The organism is Alkaliphilus transvaalensis ATCC 700919 (assembly GCF_000621485.1).
GTDB classification, from domain to species: Bacteria; Bacillota; Clostridia; order Peptostreptococcales; family Natronincolaceae; genus Alkaliphilus; species Alkaliphilus transvaalensis.
Map to the genome: position 1 here is coordinate 203,432 of NZ_JHYF01000003.1, position 19,167 is coordinate 222,598.

Sequence of the window (19,167 nt, forward strand, 5' to 3'; positions counted from 1 at the left end):
CTAATGATCGATATCGTAGTACTTTTACTAGTGGTGGGGGGCGCCTTCTTTTTTTTAGTAGGAACAACCGGATTAATCAGAATGCCCGATGTTTTCAGTAGAATGCATGCCACAACAAAATGTGATACCTTAGGTGCTGGTTTAATACTGTTAGCACTAATCATATCACGGGGGATGAATGTTGTAAGTTTAAAAATTCTATTAGTAATCGTGTTTATTTGGATTACCAACCCTACTGCTGCCCATATTATTTCGAAGGCAGAGCTAAATAATCAAAAATTAGAAGAAAAAAAGAATAATTAATAATAAACCTTTTAAGAAAGAAGGTGGACCCTATGGTATATTTAAATGTAGTTTTAGTATTATTTCTCATTGTCTGTGCTATTGCAGTTGAAAGAACTAAAGATTTGCTGGGGGCAGTGATTATCTTTGCTGCCTATAGTTTAGTAATGGCGGTATTATGGTTACTAATGAAGGCTCCAGATATTGCTTTAACAGAGGCAGCTATTGGGGCGGGAGTAACCTCGATTTTATTTATAGCGGTAATTAGTCGGACAAGGAGGATGGAAAAGTGAAGAAGCTTATGTTAATGGTTGTGCTTGCGGGGCTTTTCGTTGTTTTAGTCTCCAGTATATTAAAAATGCCTGCTCTTGGTAGTATTGATAATCCTTCCTATAACGAAGTTACTCATTATTACTTGGAAAACACCTTAGATGATACAAAGGCTGTCAACGTTATTGCAGCTGTGATTACTGATTATAGAGCTTTTGATACCCTCGGAGAAACGACAGTATTATTTACTTCTATTGCTGCGGTAATTTCTGTCTTGCAAATAAGTCATCATAAAAAAGAAAAAAACAAGGGGGAAAAACAGCATGGATGATTTGATCGTTAAAACCATAACCCGTTTAATCGTACCCTTTATACAATTATATGGAATATTTATTATACTTCATGGACATATATCCCCTGGTGGAGGATTCTCAGGTGGTGCAATATTAGGCTCAAGTATTATTCTATTTACCCTGTCCTATGGACTAGAAAGAGCGTCTAAGAAAGTTCCCCATAAAATATCAGCAATACTTGAATCAGCAGGAATCCTTTGGTATATTTTTATTGGTTTAATAGGGATCGCTTTAGGTGGAACCTTCTTAGCTAATCAAGACTCAGGCTTCTTTATGGGAGAAGCAGGACGAATCTTAAGTGCAGGTATGATTCCATTATTAACTGTTGCAATCGGAATTAAAGTTGCTAGTACAATGGTTACTTTATTTCACACTATTATTGAGGAGGACTAAAAGTGGAGTTATTAAATTCAATAATAGAACACATTAACTATATAGGTGCAATGGCACTGTTTGTAATCGGGTTATATACCGTTTTAACCCATTCTAATTTATTAAAAAAAGTAATTGGGATTAATATTATGGAGACATCGATCTTCTTATTCTTTGTTTCAATTGGCTATGTCCATGATGGAAGCTCTCCGATTATTAATCTTGGTGGTGGGCGTGTTATTTATGTTAATCCATTACCATCAGCTTTAATTCTAACAGGAATCGTAGTTGCCGTTAGTATAACTGCTTATTCCTTAAGCTTAATTATGAAGCTTTATGAAGTTTACGGAACGATGGATCTTGACGAAATTATGGAAATAAGGAGTGAGGCAACAAATGAATAATATACATTTTCCAGTATATACACTGCTCCTGTTATTAGCCACCGCCGTAGTGATTCCAATTATTGGTAAGGAGAGTTTTTCAAGATTAAAGACCTTAATGATGGTAACTCTACCAGCCTCATGGTTATTATCGGTGATGACTTTTCTTAAGGTAAATCAAGAAGGTGGATTTGTATATAATTTCGGTAACTGGAGTGAAAAAATAGGGATTCAATTTATAATAGATGAATTTTCTGCACTAATGAGCTTATTTATATTGACGGTATCTTTTTTCGTGATTCTTTATTCCCTAAAGGATATTGAGCATGAAATTGATCCAGATCAATTTTCTGGTTATTATACTTTAATATTTATTCTGCTATTCTCTATGGTGGGAATTACCTTTAGTAATGACCTATTCAACATGTATGTATTTATGGAGATTTTATCTTTAACCTCATGTAGTATTATTTCCATCAAGCGAAAGAAAGATAATTATATGGCTGCCCTAAGGTATCTTGTATTAAATACAATTGGTTCCCTTTCTGTACTTCTGGGCATGGCCTTATTATATATGGTAACAGGACACTTAAATGTAACCGAAGCAGCTAGAAATATAGCAGAGATTTATCAATTGTATCCAACTAACCTATTATTGGCAGTTGGGTTTATGGTTACAGGAATGGGAATTAAAGCAGCAGTCTTTCCGCTACACATTTGGTTACCAGATGCCCATTCATCAGCACCAACACCTTCCAGTGCTTTATTATCAGGTATTGTAGTTAAGGTTTATATCTTTACTATTATCAAAATTCTATTTAAATTATTAGGAATAGATATCGTAAATTCATTGGGAGTACCTCAATATATCACTTATTTTGCAGCAGTAGGAATGATCATGGGATCAGTATTCGCTATCGGACAAAAAGATATTAAACGAATGTTGGCCTATTCCAGTGTAGCCCAAATAGGTTATATATTCTTAGGGCTAGGGTTGGCATCAGAACAAGGTCTATCAGCAGCATTGTTCCATGTGATTGCCCATGCATTAATGAAGTCAGCTTTGTTCTTAAGTGTCGGAGCAATTATTTATAAAACAGGAAAAAGAGATATAAGAGAATTAAATGGAATTGGCTATGAAATGCCAATTACGATGACGGTATTTACAGTGGCAGCCTTTGGAATGATCGGAATTCCTGGTATTAATGGATTTATGAGTAAAATATATCTGAGTTTTGCAGTTTTAGATGCAGACAAACCAGTCTTTTTGGTTATTATCCTAATCAGTAGTTTCTTAAATGCATTCTACTATTTACCAATTGTTATTTCTGCTTTCTTAAGGGAAAATAAAGAAAGAAAAAGTATCATGGCATTAGAGAAAATTCCTAGAGGAATGCTTATACCTATGGTATGTTTCGCATTAGCCAGTATCATAATGGGCTTCTACCCACAAATTGTAATGGATGTGATAGAAAAAGCTGTTCCAACATTTTTTCTAATGGGTAACTAGTAGCACAAGTTAATAAAATTAATAAGCACCCTAAACTCATTAGAGTTTATAGGTGCTTATTTTTGGGTGCTAAGTTAGTAAAAAAAGTTAGTAAAAAAAGTTAGTAAAAAAAGTTAGTAAAAAAGTTAGTAAAAAAAATTATTAAATAAAATAAAAAACTAAGTAATAATAAGAAAAACAGTAACTTTGTTTAAAAATGAACAAATTTCAAAGAATTAACCAGAGAATTACCCTGTTGATTTCTTTAGACAATAGGAGTAAAATGAAACTGAAGGAAGTATCTGTTAATTGAATAACAAACCAATTTATTATTGTAGAAATAGGTAGCTTATATTATGAAAGGTGTAGATTTTTACAATAATAAAGGACCCAATGGGAGGTTTGTTTAGGGTTATTTAGTAAAGTTAAAATATTTTGGAGGAGATTAAAAATGAAAAGTTCCCATAGTACCGAAGATGTGCGTCTGAGGGAAGTAAGCTACAGCAATTATATTAAGAATAAGATTTATGATGTTGACTGCATTGTGGTTTTTACAACATTGATGTTTATTATTATTGGATTTATCGCCTTAACGGCAACAAACTTAGGAAGCCGCTTAATTTCAAACTCTGAAACAGTCGCATCATTTGCAGACTTCCTATATGCTTTCAGGGCTCTTCCATTATTGGCGATTCTAACACCGTTTTTAGGAGGAATCATTGAAACCTATTTCGGAACCAAATCAGATAATTTGCGGGACGTTGCTGTGGTAAATACAACATTCATTACATTGTTACTAGTATTAGCAATGTATCCACAGGTGGCAGCAGGCACATTAAACTATAAAATAGCAAATATCTTAGGCTTTGGTTTATATTTTAAAGTAGACATGCTAAGTCTTGCAATGGCGGCAACTACTTCAATATTGTGGTTAATGGTAATGATTTATTCCCATGACTACATGATGGTGGAGAACCATAGAAGTCGTTTCTATTTCTTTATGTCCATTACCTTCGGAGCTATTTTAGGATGTGTAATGGCGGGAGATATCTTCACTATGTTCTTATTCTTTGAAATTATGACCTTTAGTTCTTACATGTTAGTTACCCACAGTCAACATGAAGAATGTATTCAAGCGGGTTATAACTATATTTATATCGGTATTCTTGGCGGATTAAGTATTTTATTAGGAATGATCCTACTATACATTAATACCAATACCTTAGAGTTTGTCCCCTTAGCATCAGTTTTTCAAGAGTTAGGAAGTATAAGATATTGGATTATCGGTTTATTTGTATTTGGATTTGGGATTAAGGCAGGGATGGCACCAGTCCATGTTTGGTTGCCAAAAGCCCATCCAGTGGCTCCAACCCCAGCAAGTGCCCTTTTATCAGGGATCATGATTAAAATAGGAGCCTATGGAATCTTGAGGGTAACCACAACCTACTTATTTCCACTACCAAGTGAAATTGAAGGATATAAAGATATATTATGGACAGCTTCAAAGAATTTCGGAGCAGGAATTATATGGCTTGGAATAGGAACAATGGCTTTAGGTGTATTCTTAGCCCTGCAACAAGGAAATATTAAGAGAATGTTGGCTTATCATAGTGTCAGCCAGATGGGATATATCGTAATGGGAATTGGGGTAGCCATCTACCTTGGCCATAAAGGTGCAATGGGATTTGCAGGTAGTCTATACCACATCATTAACCACGCCCTATTCAAGTCGGTATTGTTTATGGTGGCAGGAGTTGTCTATCTTAAAACCCATGAAACCGACATGTATAAGCTAGGTGGACTATGGAGAAAGCTACCCTTTACTGCTGTGGCCTGTTTAGTGGCGGCCCTAGGAATAACAGGAATGCCAGGTTTTAATGGTTTTGCAAGTAAGTCTATACTTCACCATGCAATCATCGAAGCCTATGAATATGGGCATCCAGCCTTTAGATATGCTGAAATTATGTTTACGATTATTAGTGCAGGTACAGTTTGTTCCTTTATCAAACTTTTTGGATTTGTATTCTTAGGACGCTGTCCAGAGAAATACAAGGATATAAAAGGTGGATATAAGATGATGGATATGGCAATGGGAGGTCTATCCCTTTTAATTATTGGTATAGGCTTAAGACCAGAATATTTGATGAATCAGTTTATTATTCCCGCAGCTAGAAGTATCACTTATGACCCTTACTTTATTGATAAATATTTGGTGGATATGAATTTCTTTAATGCAACGGATATGACAGGAATGATCTGGGTGTATCTGTTAGGTGCCATTATATTTATTTTAGGAATCAAGTTTCATTTGTTCCACCTACACTTTCCAAAATGGCTTAAGACAGAATATATTGTGTTTTATCCCCTTAATAAGTTCTTACAAATTATTGGTAAAGAATTATCAGTGGGAGAAGGAACTAAGGCTAGCAATAATGCTAGATTAAGGGATGGAATGTATGCAATTGAGCCCCACCAGCCAGAGGGAAATACTGAAAGTGAAGGGGTTGTAAATCGGTTTGTCAATACAGTTGGATTATTTACTAATCGCTATGAAACAAGTATGATTAAAAATGATACAATAATCTATTCAGTTATTATTACAAGTATCTTAGCTCTACTAGTAATTTTTAACTAAGAATAAATTTAAATTATGAAGCCCAAAGGCAGGCCTTTAAAATGCTACCTTTGGGCTTTTTTTATCTCTATTTTTCAAGATTCTTAAGGGGAGCCATGCCTTGACAATAGGGGTTAAAGTCATGTAATATTGAAATGATAATAGAATTTTTGTCAAAGTAATTAAGCAGATGACTAGTTTAATTTGATTAAATTTTGTTAGTTGCTTTGTTTCTTTAACAAAGTCCTCCATTAAAAATTCTTTAAGGAAGACTTTGTCCAAAAATTGACAGGAGGTTACGATAAATGGATTTTCTGGAGATTGTAATCCTATTGTGGTTACCAGCTTTGGTGATCTTCTTTGGGTTACTGGAAGCATTGATTATTCCTTTGTTAGGAGATAATCACAGATTTGCTAGAAGGTTATCGGTTAATGGATTCATTTTATTTACTACAATACTGATTATGATGACCTTTAATCAAGTAAAAGAAGCACCGATCGTTTATGAGTTTGGAAATGTATTTGGAATGGGAATTTTCTTTAAAATTGACCTATTGAATTTTATCCTAATGGTATTTGCAGGAATTATTTTTATGGTGGCAAGTATTTATAGTCTTGAAGATATTAAACAAAAAGATAGAGAACGAACCTTCTATTTCTTTTTTATCATATCATATGTAGCCACAATTGGTACTTTAATGGCAGGAGATCTATTAAGTTTCTTCTTGTTCTTTGAGGTAATGACCTTCTCATCCTATGCCCTAATGGTTCACTATAGGGGAGACAGCGTATTAGAAGCAGGTAATGTCTATATTTATATGGGGATTATAGGTGGTCTTTGTATCCTAAGTGGTATTGTTCTACTTTCGGCCTATACCCAAAGTTATGAATGGACTAACTTAGCTGTTAAGTTTAGCACAATGGGACCAATTAAATATATTATAGGGGCCTTATTTATAACAGGGTTTGGTATAAAAGCAGGTATGGTGCCTTTCCATTTTTGGATGCCTAAAATCTACCGTGAATCTCCTATTTCAGTAAATGCCATATCATCTGGAATACTAACAAAGGTGGGAGCCTATGGTATTTTACGAGTTGCTACAATTATATTCTCTGTAGGAACAGCAGAAGCATCAACTTCAGGAATTGTTTTATGGGCAACATCCCAGAATATTGGTTTTGTTCTAATTTGGTTAGGAATTATTACAATGGTTGTGGGGGTTTTCTTAGCACTATTAGAAGGAAATATGAAACGTATGTTAGCCTATCACAGTGTTAGTCAAATGGGTTATATTATAATGGGAATTGGCGTTGCAGCCTATTTAGGGTTCAAAGGTGCAACGGGTTTCTCAGGTAGTATCTATCATATGATTAACCATGGGTTCTTTAAAGCTCTTCTATTTATGGTGGCTGGAGTAGTATATTTAAATACAAAAGAAATGGATATGTATAAACTAGGTGGATTATGGAAGGTAATGCCTTTTGCTGCCGTTGTGGCCTTAATTGCGGCACTAGGAATAACAGGAATGCCTGGGTTTAATGGTTTTGCCAGTAAGTCAATACTACACCATGCAATTATTGAAGCCTATAAATATGGACATCCATCCTTTGAGTATGCAGAAATTATATTTAAAGTAGTAAGCGCAGGGACAGTCTGTTCCTTCTTAAAATTCTTCGGATTTATCTTTTTAGGTAAGTGTCCAGAGAAGTATAAAAAGCTTAAACCAAGATATCCTAGAATGGCATTAGCTATGGGGATTTTAGCAACTTTTGTTGTGCTTATTGGAATTAGACCAGACTTTGTTTTAAATACTTTTATCGTGCCAGCAGTACTGTCTTTTACCTATGACCCCGCTTTTGTAAGTGAACACTTAGTAGGGTTAAACTTCTGGAATTCAAAAGACATTATGGGAATGGTATATGTCTATGGTTTAGGGGCAATCATATTTACAATAGGAGTTAAATTCCATCTATTCCATAAACATTTACCTAACTGGTTAAATGCTGAAAGATTTATTTATCGTCCTGTAACACAATTTTGTGAAGAGTTCCCAAATATGTGTGTTCAAAAATATGAAAAACCAATGATCTTAGGGGATGTTGTTATTTACGTAACCTTATTAACGGTAGTCTTAGGTTTATTAGTTAATTCAGGATTCTAAATTCAATAATACTAAATCATATAATACTAAAATTGTATAATATTAAAATTGTATAATATTAAAATCGTATAATACTAAAATCGTATATAAAGAAAAGAGGAAATAACAATGAAGCTTGGTTCCCATGTATCCGTATCGGGTAAGGGGTTGCTATCAGCTGTAAAGGAAGCCATTAAGTATGATTCAGATACCTTTATGATCTATACAGGAGCTCCCCAAAATACCAAAAGGAAAAAGATTGAGGATATGCATATTGAAGAGGGACTAAAGTTAATGGGGGAGCATGGACTAGCGGATTTTATAGTCCATGCTCCTTATATTATCAATTTAGCCTCCCCAAAGGAAGACACCTTTAATATGTCGGTAGATTTTTTAAAACAAGAAGTTGCTAGAACTGAAGCTATAGGGTCTAAGTATATTGTCATTCATCCAGGAGCCCACGTAGGTTCAGGAGAAGGTGAAGGTTTAAAGCGAATTAGCTATGGTTTAAATGAAGTAATCTCAAAAGATCAAGACGTTCTAATTGCCCTAGAGATTATGGCAGGAAAGGGTTCAGAACTAAACTACAAATTTGAACATACTGCAAGTTTGTTAGAACAAGTAACCCATTCTGATAAGTTGGTCGTTTGCTTTGATACCTGTCATGCCCATGACGCAGGTTATGACATCGTCAATGATTTTGATGGGGTAATGGAGTCCTTTGATAAGATCGTTGGTTTAGACAAATTAAAGATTTTCCATATTAATGGGTCCTTAAATCCGAGGGGTTCTAAAAAAGACCGTCATGCAAATATAGGAGCAACCGAAGATAACCCAAAAGGGAAAGACCACATAGGGCTTGAAGCCATAAGATACATTGTGCATCATGAAGTAGCTCAAGGAAAGCCCTGTATTTTAGAAACTCCTTGGTTGGATAAGAAGACTAATCTTTATCGGGAAGAAATAGCTTTATTAAGAGGAAAAACCAGCACGTGCTCATGGTAGCGGCTGGTTTTTTTTATGATTAAATACATAAATATGGTAAATTTTATGATATAATTCATAGAGAAAGTACAATGATACAAATAGATTACCCACTAAACACAGTGATGGGAAGTTTAAATAAATGATAAGGATTAAACAAAGAAGAAGGTGTTGATATGGCTAATAAGAGATTAGTCACAAAGCTTAGTAAAGGGTTAATTGCTATTTTTACATTGATTTTTATATTGATAGTCTTAATTCGTAGTCTAGATTATCGTAGTAATATAGCAATTAATTGGGGGGTGAAGTTACCAAAAAACTATGAAATAACATATAGTGCAGATTCAGGGTCAGGTCCTTTTAATGATGGATTTCGTTTGCATGTATTTTACTATAAAAATGGCATAAATACTTCATTTTTGAATGATTTTTCAGATAAAAAAGATAAGGCTATGGAAGAAGAAGTAAATAATATCTTAAGCCATTTAGAAATAGATCCAGAAGAGTCAGTAGACTTTAATCAACCCTATAAATGGAAACGAATTACTTATATTCCTGAAGGGGGTATTGATATTGTAACTAAAGGTTTATATTTAATTTATCAACCCCAAAATAACTGCTTATATGTGGTGGATTATAAAATTTAGCATAATAAGACCAGCCCTTAGCATATAAAGTCATATGTTATTTTGGCTGGTCTTATCTATGTTACTTCTAACTTTCTTTATTATACTTACCTAAGTTTAGAATACATGCTTTATATCCGTCTAGTTTCCTGCTTCAAAGGGTGTTTGAACCAATTCTATATTTTTCATAAAGATGGCAGCTTTTATTTGAACTAGGTGGAAATTTTCTGTAGAAATCTCGTGTTGAAGATCTTCTAATGAAAGGACTAACTTATCTAATTCTTCCTCACCATCTTTTTCGATTACTCTCTGTCTTAAACCATTAATTAATTCCTTCATCTTTTCAGCTTCTTCTAAGGCTGCTTCATATTCTTCTTCATTGGACAATAAAACACTTTTGCGAGACTGGTAACGAAGCATATACATTTCAAAGGGAACTTTACTCTTAAAGTGGTTACGATAATCAGCTAATTTTCCAAGGATTTCATTAGAAGTAAAAAGGCTAGCTTCTACTTCTTTGGCATCAAGATTCTTCGTAAGTTCCTCTAGCAATTCCTCTAGTTCTTGTAGTTGCTCATTAGGTACATCAGCATCCTTTAAATGCCTTTCTAACACATTCCATTGTCGATGAATCGTATAAATATTCTGTTGGATTTTAAACCATAAATCATCTACTTCCTGGGGAGGTTTATGGGGATCAATCATTTCATCACCCTCGACTTCTTCTTCCTCTAAAATAGGAATGATGATTGCATTCTCCATAATAACTCGATTTACGTCAATCATATCCATTGCAGAGTCTTCTTTTTCTTGCTTTTCTTGATCAACTTCACTTTCCTGTGTAATTTCAGCTTTAAGCTTTTCAATCTCCTGTAATGTTACCTCTAAACCCATAACGCTATCGATGGCATACATTGTCTCTAAGATTGTATCCTCCATTTCAGTCAATATTTCCGGTACTTCTGGAGGGGTATTGCTGTTTTCTTTTGGTTCTGGTTTCTCAGGGTTAGCGCCACAGCCAGCAAAAGAAAAAATGATTAAAGCTAATACTATTAAGGGAACAATTAATTTATATCGCTTTAGCATCCTATCACCTCGAAAATATTTTTTCCAATAACTTAAAAATAATTACATGAATTTATTTAAATAATCTGCCATTTAATTTATAAAAAATAAGTCAAAAGTACTGGCAGGAAAAATAACTTCAAATATAGAAATATGAAAAGTAAGAGATATATTACAAGGGTTCCCTTAAATAAGGGTTAATACAGATGCTAGTATAATATAAGAGTTAATCAAATGATGGGATAAAATAAGGAAATTAAGAAAAGAGTGAAATCATGTTCTTTAGTAGAAAAAGAAAAAAGCTATTGGATAAAAAGATCATAAAGAAAAGTAATGTACCTATTTTGATTAAAGATAAAGAATGGCGAGAAGTTTTTACAAAGAAATCAAACCGGATCATCGAAAATCTAAGTGGGGAGTTGACTGATTTAGTAGCTCAGGAAGCCACCTATAAAAAAAATCTTGCTGAAAAGAAAAAGCAAAAAAAATTATTAATGGAAAAAATATTAGAGCTATCGGATGAAATAAATTCTAAGGGCTTAGAAGAATCCATTGAGACTTTAGAAAAATCAAAGGAAGAATTTACTGTAGTTGTTGAAGAAATCGATGAGATTTATAAAGTATTAGAAGAGTTTCCAGGGAAAATTGAAGAAGTAAATCTTGCATTGCTAGAAGAAACTGTACAAATAGCTTATCAAGATTTGGTTGACGGGCAAAAAAACCTAGATGGGATACACGAAGAAATCGCCAAACTTAGAGACCGACTGGCGATTTTAAGGGAAGATAAAGAAGAGCTAGACACAAAGCTGAGTTATTTATATTCCTTTTTACATACGATGATTGGACATGAAGAAATTGAAAAATTAGACATTCATTATTTCAAAAAGAATGAGGAATAGATAGACTAGCAGACTTAAGTATATGTACTGGTTACTTAAGCACTGCTGGTTTTTTTTACGAAGTCATCCCTTAAATCTAGGGAAGGAAGACTTTTGTTCTTTATAGAAATGATCCTTTAATCAAAATTTTTTCTACTGAAACAGATAAGTTACAATTTTTAACAGATTTAATATTAACTTATTATTATTATCATTATTATTAACTTGTTTAAAAAAATTGTATAAATTCCTGATTCTATAAGAGATAGGACTTGTTTTTCTAGCATTTTAATGGATAATAATGAAGGGGGTATTAAATTATTTTTATATAATTTTTAGTATTCTAAAAATTAGGAAATAATGATAGGATAGTATAGAAGGGGAGTATAGGTATGATTAAAGGAATTGGCATTGATATCATTGAAATTGAAAGAATTAAAGAAGCAATAGAAAAGAAAGGTAAATTTCTTCAACGCTTCTTTACAGAAGCTGAAATTGAAATTTTTATAGCTAAAAACAATAAGCCATCAACAATAGCTGGTTTTTTCGCAGCAAAGGAGGCTGTTGTAAAGGCTTTAGGTACTGGTTTTAGAGATATGAAATGGAAGGACATAGAGGTAGCCCAAGACCATTTGGGTAAACCCTATATAAAATTACATAATAATAGCAGGAATATAGCATATAGTAAAGGGATAGAAGAAATAATGATTTCTATATCCCATAGCAGATTTAATGCTGTAGCCCAAGCTATAGCCATTGGAAACCAAGAAAAACCTGAGCCTAAGCCTACAAGTATTATTGGGGGAGCAGATGGAGAAAAATAAAATATGAATTGGGAGGGTTAAAGTTGAAGGTCCTTAAGATTATCGTAGTAATGATGCTACTAACCTTATTAAGTGGATGTCAACCACCTACCGATGAAGAGATTTACTATAAAGCACAGAAGAAATTAGGAGAAATGGAAAGTTATCAAACAACTGCTAAAATATATGTGCAAAGGGAAGAGATAGAGCAAGAATATGTATTCCAACAGAGCTTTCATTACCCCAATAAGTACCATTTAGAGGTGCTGTTTCCTGAAAACCTAAAGGGAAACTTAACAATCTCCAATGGCAGAACTGCTTGGATAAAACATCCTTCTATTAATCAAGTATGGAGGATGGAGCAGTTTGAACAGTCCCAAGAGCAATTGATGTTCATAGGTTATTTTATGAGAAACCTATATAACTCAGGGGAATCTACAATAGAAAGAAAGATTGTGGAGGGTAAGGACTTTATTGTCATCACCACGCCACTGCCTGGGGCTAACTATTACTTTTATCAACAAAGATTATGGGTCGATACAAAAGAATTAGTACCAACACAGCTTCACATCATTGATGAAAAAGGGAAGACAAGATTTAAAGTACTTTATGAGGACTTTATATATAATCCGAAGTTAGAGGAGGACCTCTTCAATCTTAACTAATATAAGTATATGGATTTTTTAAATCAAAGAGGGGGATTTACTTATATGCAAAGGGAAAAGCTGCTACGACCAGTTTGGGCAGAGATTAACTTAGATTATTTAAAACATAATCTTTTAGAAGTAAAGAGGTTAATTAATAAAGGAACAAAGGTATGTTGCGTTATTAAAGCAGATGGATATGGTCATGGGGCATTGGAAATAGCAAAAACCTTGATAGAAAATGGATCAGATTATTTTGCTGTAGCAACCTTAACAGAAGCTATTCAACTAAGGAAGGGTGGAATTAATCTACCGATATTAGTTTTAGGATATACTCCTGATGAATATTGGCAGGAGATTCTACAATATGATATAACCCAGACTATTTACAGCTTGCAACAGGCAAAGGAATTTTCAGCGGCTGCTAAAAGGGTTGAAAAGACCATGAAGGTACATTTAAAAGTTGATACGGGCATGGCTAGGCTAGGCTTTCAAGTAACTGAGGGAACCATAAGTGATATACAAAGTATATATCACTTATCAAACATAATGATAGAAGGAATTTATACCCATCTTGCAACTGCTGATGAAGGAGATAAAACCTATGCAAGAGAACAGTTTTCGAAATTTATGGGGTTGTTAGAGACATTAGAAAATAGCGGGTGTAGCTTTCCTATTAGACATGTATCTAATAGTGCAACAATTATCGATTTACCAGAAATGAACTTAGATATGGTTCGGGCAGGGATTATGCTTTATGGATTGTATCCATCTGATGAAGTTTGCCATGAGCAGGTTAAATTAAAACAAGTATTAACAGTAAAGGCCAAAGTTGCTCAAGTTAAGAAGCTACAAAAAGGTTGTGGTGTAAGTTATGGGCAAATTTATAAAGCAGAAGAAGAACGACAAATCGTTACTTTACCTATTGGATACGCCGATGGTTTTACTAGGCTACTCACTAATAAAGCAGAGGTGCTTTTAAAGGATAAAAAAATTCCGATTGTAGGCAGAATTTGTATGGATCAATGCATGGCCGATGCCACAGGGCTAGATGTCATGAGGGGAGATGAAGTGATAATTATCAGTAATGATATAGCCCAAGGAAATACAGTAGATGATTTTGCTAAAAAACTTGGAACGATAAATTATGAAATCATATGCATGATAGGTAAGCGTATGCCAAGAATTTATATGGAAAATAATAACCTTTTACACGTGAAAGATAGTTTGGTAGAATAATAAAGTATAGTAAAGTGTGTAGCTATGTTTTTGTTTAAATGCTATCAAAATTTAATCTTTAAATAGAGGATAATAAAACCCCATAGTACCATAACTCTAAACTGATATTTTGCATTAATATAAATCTAAAATTAATGATGCAATTTCATTAGAAAATAGTATAATTTTGGGGTTATATTGACACACTTAAAATGAATATATATATATGGGTATATATTCTTGATATATAACAATACTAATGGAAAGTATAATCAGCTACTAGCCATTATCTAATTTTTTTTGATTTATTGAATAATTCTAGGAGGTGCGCAATGGCTGATTCTAAAAGAATTATGATAAGCCTTCCCGACAGTCTCTTAAAAGAGATTGACTCAATTGTCTGTAATGAAAAGACCAATAGGAGTGAATTCATTAGAAAGGCAATGCATTTGTATATTAGAGAAAAAACAAAAGTAGAAATTAGAGAGCGAATGAAAAAGGGTTATCAAGAGATGGCAACGATTAATCTTTCGCTGGCAGAACTTGGGTTAAGCTTAGATGTATCTTCGTTAGAAAATTATGAGGTCAAAATGGCGGAGTGTGAATAGTGTGAATGTTAAAAGAGGAGATATATATTATGCAGATTTAAGTCCTGTAATTGGATCAGAACAGGGGGGAGTTAGACCGGTATTGATTATTCAGAATGATATTGGTAATCGATACAGTCCAACTGTTATTATTGCTGCAATAACATCACAAATTAACAAGGCAAAGCTACCGACTCATATTGAAATTGCCGCAACTGATTATGGACTACCAAAGGATTCAGTAATATTACTGGAACAAATTCGAACCATTGATAAAAGGCGCCTAGAAGAGAAGATAGGTCATATAGATGAAGAGATGATGGAAAAAGTCAATGATGGACTAATGATCAGTTTAGGTTTAATTGATTTTTAATCAGTTAATAATGAAGGATAGAAGACTTAAGGGAAACTTAGGTCTTTTTGTGTATCTAGATATCTATGGATTTTCATAAATAATTAAATAAAACTATATTACTTCAAATTTAGAGTAAATTATAGTATAATGTAAACATCAAATCTTTAGATAGCAGTTAGGGAGGCAACTTTATAATGAAAAAGAATAAAAAAGTGCTATTTTCACTATTAATTTTGTGTGGGACTTTAATTGTTGGACAACTTGTCTATGCTGCAGGCAAAGAGCCTGGATCTACTGATGATCCTTTAGTAACGGTGTCCTTTGTAGAGCAAAAGATTAATCAAATTAAGGCATATGTTGATGACCAAATTAGAACAGCACCTTCTACAGGTGGTGCCACTACATTAGAAGTTGTTAATGTGGGGGCTGGACAAACCCTAGTTGCAGGGCAAGGAACAGAAATGATTTTAAGAAGTGGACGAGCGACTGCCGTTGCTTCTCCTGGTGGGGGTCTTTCTGACGTTACCGCTGGAAGGGATATTACTACAGGTGAAGTGATTCCCCAAAACCACCTGCTCATTATTCCACGGGCCGATGGAAGGGGAGCAAAAGCCGAAACTGCTACAATTTTTATGGTGAGAGGTTCTTATAGAATAGAGTAAATGACATACAAGAAGACTTAAATAGATAAGACTTCCCCAGGGTATTAATGGAAGTCTTTTTTATGGATAAAAAACATAATTAAGATTAGAGGGATGGGACAACTTATGAAAAAAAATAACTTTTTAATAGGGATTTTAATAATTAGTTTTTTAGTAACAGCCTTTACTTTTGTAGGAAGAATTTCTACTGAATATCATAATGATACTGTTGATATTGTTTTAGACTACTATGAATTTGTTCAGCTGGCAGAAACATCAGAAGAATCATTATCATGGTGGTTTGAAGAATTTAATCGATTGGGTGTTCAATATGTGGCAATAAGGGAAGAAACAATAGCCTCATTAATCGAAGAAGGAAAACCACTACAGGTTGAAATGGTAGGCAATATAATATCCGATTTAAATTGGAAGGATAACTATCCAGCAGGTATAGTCAATCATCTTGAAGCAGGTGATGATATTGAGTTTGATGTATTATTAATTTCAGACTCTAAAGAGACCTTCGATTTTGTTTCTGAAAAATTATTGGCCCGCTATGATGAAGAAAAATTTACATTAATAGAAGATGAAGCCTACTACTCAATTATTCTTAAAGGAACGAGGGAAGAAGCCCTCTTTATACAAGATCGTGCAGTAGATGAAATGGGAAGGGTTTTTCAAACAAAACCAAGGTTAATTTCCTCAAAGCTTCTAAATTTAGGTTTAGGACTTGATCCAGAAAAGGTTGAATTAATTCAAAATAGTGGATTAAAGGTGATGCCTAGACCCTATCAATATCTAGATTGGCTAAGTGAAAGATTAGTTTTTGCCACCTTCAACGAATATGAAACCTATGGTATTAAACCAACAGTATTAATTTTCGATGGGGATGACATATTTGGTTATCCAGACTATACCCATGTAACAAAAAATTATATGGTAGAAAACGATATTAAAGTTGGTTTAATAGAGCGAAGTGTCCAAAGGGAATATATTAAACAAAAAGGAATAGACCCATTAATTAAGGCATTAGATTATAACGCTACAGGAGTATTTTCAATGCCAGAATTTGTTCAAATGAGATTTGCCTATTATCATTATTCAGGTTCAGAAGAGATTGAAAATACCCTTTATAGAGCAGTAACTGAAAGAAATATGAGATTAATTTACTTTAGACCCTTTAAAATTGATCGAACTGAATATGTTACAGATTTAGTTGAGTATGAAAACATGTTCCAACGTTTTGAAGCAAGACTTTCCCAACATGGTATGGCTATCGGTGACAGTAGTGCTATGGCACCTTTTAAAGTAAGATTAGCCTTCCAAATAATAATGGGATGGGGAATTGTTGCAGCTGGCATACTATTAATTAATACGTTATTCAAACTAAAACAAAAATATAATATCCTATTAATGGCAGTAGGCGCATTGTTTGTAATTGGAATTCTAATGATCAGACGTGATCTTGCGGCTAATTTACTAGCTATTACTGCTGCAATTGTTTTTGCTTCCTTAAGTATGATCTATTTTATTAAACAAACCCATAAATATCTTCAAGAAAAGAATGAAGGTATTCCCTTTACTAGAAAAGTGATAAGGTCAGCAAAAGATTTGTTAATTGCTTCTTTAATTTCTAGCATTGGAGCAGTTTATGTAGCCTCTATATTAGCTGATATTGAGTATTTCATTGCTATGAATGTATACAGAGGTGTTAAAATTAGTCAATTAGTTCCTTTTGTTGTCTTTGCAATTGCATATTTAGCTTACTTTGGCTATAGACGTAAAGACGGAGACTACAAAGTAGGGATACGTTTTGGTGACATAAAGCGTCTCTTAATGGAAGATGTAAAGGTGATTTATGTATTTTTAGCAGGAATAGTATTAGTAGTCGGATATATCTATATTGCTAGAACAGGTCATGCTACAGGTCTTCAAGCTTCTGCTATTGAAATGAGAATAAGAAACTTTTTAGGTGATGTTTTAATGGCAAGACCTAGAACTAAGGAGTTTTTAATTGCTTTCCCTGCATTAATGATGGGAGTTTATTTAGCCCATCAATACAAATATAAAATTTTTATATTTGCTACAGGTTTAGCGGCAGTAATGGGACAAACTTCAATAATTAATACCTTTAGTCACTTTAGAACCCCTATTTATTTATCAGCAATAAGAACAGTTTATTCTTTAGGACTTGGTATCCTTGTGGCAATTATTTTTATAGCCCTTTTAGAAGTAGGCGTTAAGCTAATTAAGGTTGGGGCAGAGAAATTTAATGATTAACTAAATTGCATAAATAGAAGAAAAACCCATAGTATGGTATTATGCAAATTAGCTAGGTTATCAAAATATCTTCTAAAGAGAGGATGAAATTAGAAATATGAAAAATGTTCTATTATTTGGATACTACGGCTTTCAAAACACAGGAGACGAGGCATTACTTCAAACGATAGTCAATCAAATGAAGGTGTATTCGCCAAAGGTAAATGTGGTGGTTATGAGCAATAATGCAGAAGAAACCAGCAGGCTTTATGGTGTTAAGGCGATTAATCGAAATAACTTTAAAGAAGTGCTTAATACAATTAAAAAAAGCGATGTGGTTATTAGTGGAGGAGGTTCTATCCTTCAAGATGTCACCAGTAGTAGATCCTTAATATATTATTTAGGCGTTATATTCCTAGCAAAACGACTAGGGAAAAAAGTCATGTTCTACGGAAATGGTTTTGGACCAATCATAAAGGGAAGAAACAAAAAGCTCACAAAATATATTTTAGATCAGGTAGATGTGATTACAGTTCGAGATCATCCGTCGAAGGAGCTCATGCAGTCTTTAGGGGTTAAGAAAAATATTCAAGTTACTGCCGACGTAGCTTTTGGTATGGAGCTTCCTACTGTTGCTAAAACAGAGAAGATTCTTGCTTCGGAAGGGCTTAATAGCCAGAAAAAACTAGTGGGTATTTCTGTTAGAAAATGGAAAGATCATCAAGAGTATAAAAAAATAATTGCTAAAGCAGGAGACTATCTTCAAAAAAGTAATTTTGAAGTGGTGTTTCTTCCTATGCATCATCCAGATGATTTAGAGGTTTCTTTAGAAATAGCAAATATGATGGAGACTAAACCTAAAATACTGGATAAGCAATATAGTCCAGAGGATTTATTATCTATAATAAATGGTCTAGATTTAATGATTGGTATGAGACTCCACTCTTTAATATTCGCAGCCATTGTTAATGTTCCTATGGTGGGTTTAGAATATGATGAAAAAATTAATAGTTTTCTTAAGCTAGTTAGTCAAAGAAATGCAGGAAGAGTTGAGCGTTTAGATCAGATTAAACTTTTTACTGCCATTGATGAAATTTTACAAAACTATGAGGAAGTACAGTCAACTTTGGATAAAGCAAGCTTAAACTTAAAGAAAAAAGCAAAGATGACCCATGATATATTTATGGAATTAATCTAAGAAGG

The 19,167-nt window shown here is 33.6% G+C and carries 20 protein-coding genes; 19 read left to right on the forward strand and 1 reads right to left on the reverse strand.

Annotated features, from left to right (window positions below; translation table 11 throughout):
• Window positions 1-3: 3 nt before the first annotated feature.
• The 10 genes from mnhG (at window position 4) to T335_RS0105485 (ending at window position 9,535) form a co-directional block, all read left to right on the forward strand.
• Window positions 4-303 (forward strand): monovalent cation/H(+) antiporter subunit G, encoded by a 300-nt coding sequence (gene mnhG / locus T335_RS0105445; protein ID WP_051569169.1) that lies wholly within the window; start codon window positions 4-6, stop codon window positions 301-303.
• Between the two features lie 32 nt (window positions 304-335).
• Window positions 336-575, forward strand: a complete 240-nt coding sequence (locus tag T335_RS0105450; protein ID WP_026476637.1) for a hydrogenase subunit MbhD domain-containing protein — start codon at window positions 336-338, stop codon at window positions 573-575.
• Complete coding sequence (gene mbhE / locus T335_RS19965) at window positions 572-883, forward strand: hydrogen gas-evolving membrane-bound hydrogenase subunit E (protein ID WP_034327796.1); 312 nt, start codon at window positions 572-574, stop codon at window positions 881-883. The genes T335_RS0105450 and mbhE overlap by 4 nt, the downstream gene beginning before the upstream one ends.
• Window positions 876-1,298, forward strand: a complete 423-nt coding sequence (locus T335_RS19970) for an MnhB domain-containing protein (RefSeq protein ID WP_034327798.1) — start codon at window positions 876-878, stop codon at window positions 1,296-1,298. Before mbhE ends, T335_RS19970 begins: the two co-directional genes overlap by 8 nt.
• A 2-nt stretch (window positions 1,299-1,300) precedes the next feature.
• Window positions 1,301-1,681, forward strand: coding sequence for a cation:proton antiporter subunit C (locus tag T335_RS0105460; RefSeq protein ID WP_026476638.1), 381 nt, complete (start codon window positions 1,301-1,303; stop codon window positions 1,679-1,681).
• Window positions 1,674-3,170 (forward strand): complex I subunit 5 family protein, encoded by a 1,497-nt coding sequence (locus T335_RS0105465; protein ID WP_034327800.1) that lies wholly within the window; start codon window positions 1,674-1,676, stop codon window positions 3,168-3,170. The genes T335_RS0105460 and T335_RS0105465 overlap by 8 nt, the downstream gene beginning before the upstream one ends.
• A gap of 430 nt (window positions 3,171-3,600) precedes the next feature.
• On the forward strand, window positions 3,601-5,784 hold the full coding sequence (locus T335_RS0105470; protein WP_026476640.1) for a complex I subunit 5 family protein: 2,184 nt from the start codon (window positions 3,601-3,603) through the stop codon (window positions 5,782-5,784).
• A 284-nt stretch (window positions 5,785-6,068) separates the two neighbouring features.
• Entirely contained in the window at window positions 6,069-7,925 is a 1,857-nt protein-coding gene (locus tag T335_RS0105475) for a complex I subunit 5 family protein (protein WP_026476641.1), read from the forward strand.
• Window positions 7,926-8,033: 108 nt separating this feature from the next.
• Window positions 8,034-8,909, forward strand: coding sequence for a deoxyribonuclease IV (locus T335_RS0105480; protein ID WP_026476642.1), 876 nt, complete (start codon window positions 8,034-8,036; stop codon window positions 8,907-8,909).
• Between the two features lie 155 nt (window positions 8,910-9,064).
• A complete protein-coding gene (locus tag T335_RS0105485; RefSeq protein ID WP_026476643.1) occupies window positions 9,065-9,535 on the forward strand; it encodes a hypothetical protein in 471 nt (156 codons plus the stop codon).
• Window positions 9,536-9,655: 120 nt separating this feature from the next.
• Here the strand turns inward: T335_RS0105485 and T335_RS0105490 are convergent, their stop codons facing one another.
• The gene (locus tag T335_RS0105490) at window positions 9,656-10,600 is read right to left on the reverse strand and encodes a hypothetical protein (protein ID WP_026476644.1); all 945 of its coding nucleotides are present in this window, start codon (window positions 10,598-10,600) and stop codon (window positions 9,656-9,658) included.
• Window positions 10,601-10,854: 254 nt separating this feature from the next.
• On the opposite strand from T335_RS0105490, the gene T335_RS0105495 reads away from it, so the two are divergent.
• The 9 genes from T335_RS0105495 to csaB all read left to right on the forward strand — a co-directional run bounded on the left by T335_RS0105495 (window position 10,855) and on the right by csaB (window position 19,162).
• Window positions 10,855-11,478, forward strand: coding sequence for a hypothetical protein (locus tag T335_RS0105495; protein ID WP_026476645.1), 624 nt, complete (start codon window positions 10,855-10,857; stop codon window positions 11,476-11,478).
• 371 nt (window positions 11,479-11,849) lie between these two features.
• Window positions 11,850-12,281 (forward strand): holo-ACP synthase, encoded by a 432-nt coding sequence (gene acpS, locus T335_RS19975; RefSeq protein ID WP_084281012.1) that lies wholly within the window; start codon window positions 11,850-11,852, stop codon window positions 12,279-12,281.
• A 23-nt stretch (window positions 12,282-12,304) separates the two neighbouring features.
• Window positions 12,305-12,925, forward strand: a complete 621-nt coding sequence (locus T335_RS21540) for a LolA family protein (RefSeq protein WP_026476646.1) — start codon at window positions 12,305-12,307, stop codon at window positions 12,923-12,925.
• Window positions 12,926-12,970: 45 nt separating this feature from the next.
• A complete protein-coding gene (alr, locus tag T335_RS0105510; RefSeq protein ID WP_026476647.1) occupies window positions 12,971-14,143 on the forward strand; it encodes an alanine racemase in 1,173 nt (390 codons plus the stop codon).
• Between the two features lie 311 nt (window positions 14,144-14,454).
• Complete coding sequence (locus tag T335_RS0105515; protein WP_026476648.1) at window positions 14,455-14,730, forward strand: CopG family ribbon-helix-helix protein; 276 nt, start codon at window positions 14,455-14,457, stop codon at window positions 14,728-14,730.
• Entirely contained in the window at window positions 14,702-15,082 is a 381-nt protein-coding gene (locus T335_RS0105520; RefSeq protein WP_456297549.1) for a type II toxin-antitoxin system PemK/MazF family toxin, read from the forward strand. Before T335_RS0105515 ends, T335_RS0105520 begins: the two co-directional genes overlap by 29 nt.
• Before the next feature lie 176 nt (window positions 15,083-15,258).
• Window positions 15,259-15,726 carry a hypothetical protein gene (locus T335_RS0105525; protein WP_026476650.1) on the forward strand — a complete coding sequence of 156 codons (468 nt, stop codon included), beginning with the start codon at window positions 15,259-15,261 and terminating at the stop codon, window positions 15,724-15,726.
• Window positions 15,727-15,831: 105 nt separating this feature from the next.
• A complete protein-coding gene (locus tag T335_RS0105530; protein WP_026476651.1) occupies window positions 15,832-17,985 on the forward strand; it encodes a DUF5693 family protein in 2,154 nt (717 codons plus the stop codon).
• Window positions 17,986-18,082: 97 nt separating this feature from the next.
• Window positions 18,083-19,162 (forward strand): polysaccharide pyruvyl transferase CsaB, encoded by a 1,080-nt coding sequence (gene csaB, locus T335_RS0105535; protein ID WP_026476652.1) that lies wholly within the window; start codon window positions 18,083-18,085, stop codon window positions 19,160-19,162.
• The last annotated feature ends 5 nt before the right edge of the window (window positions 19,163-19,167 follow it).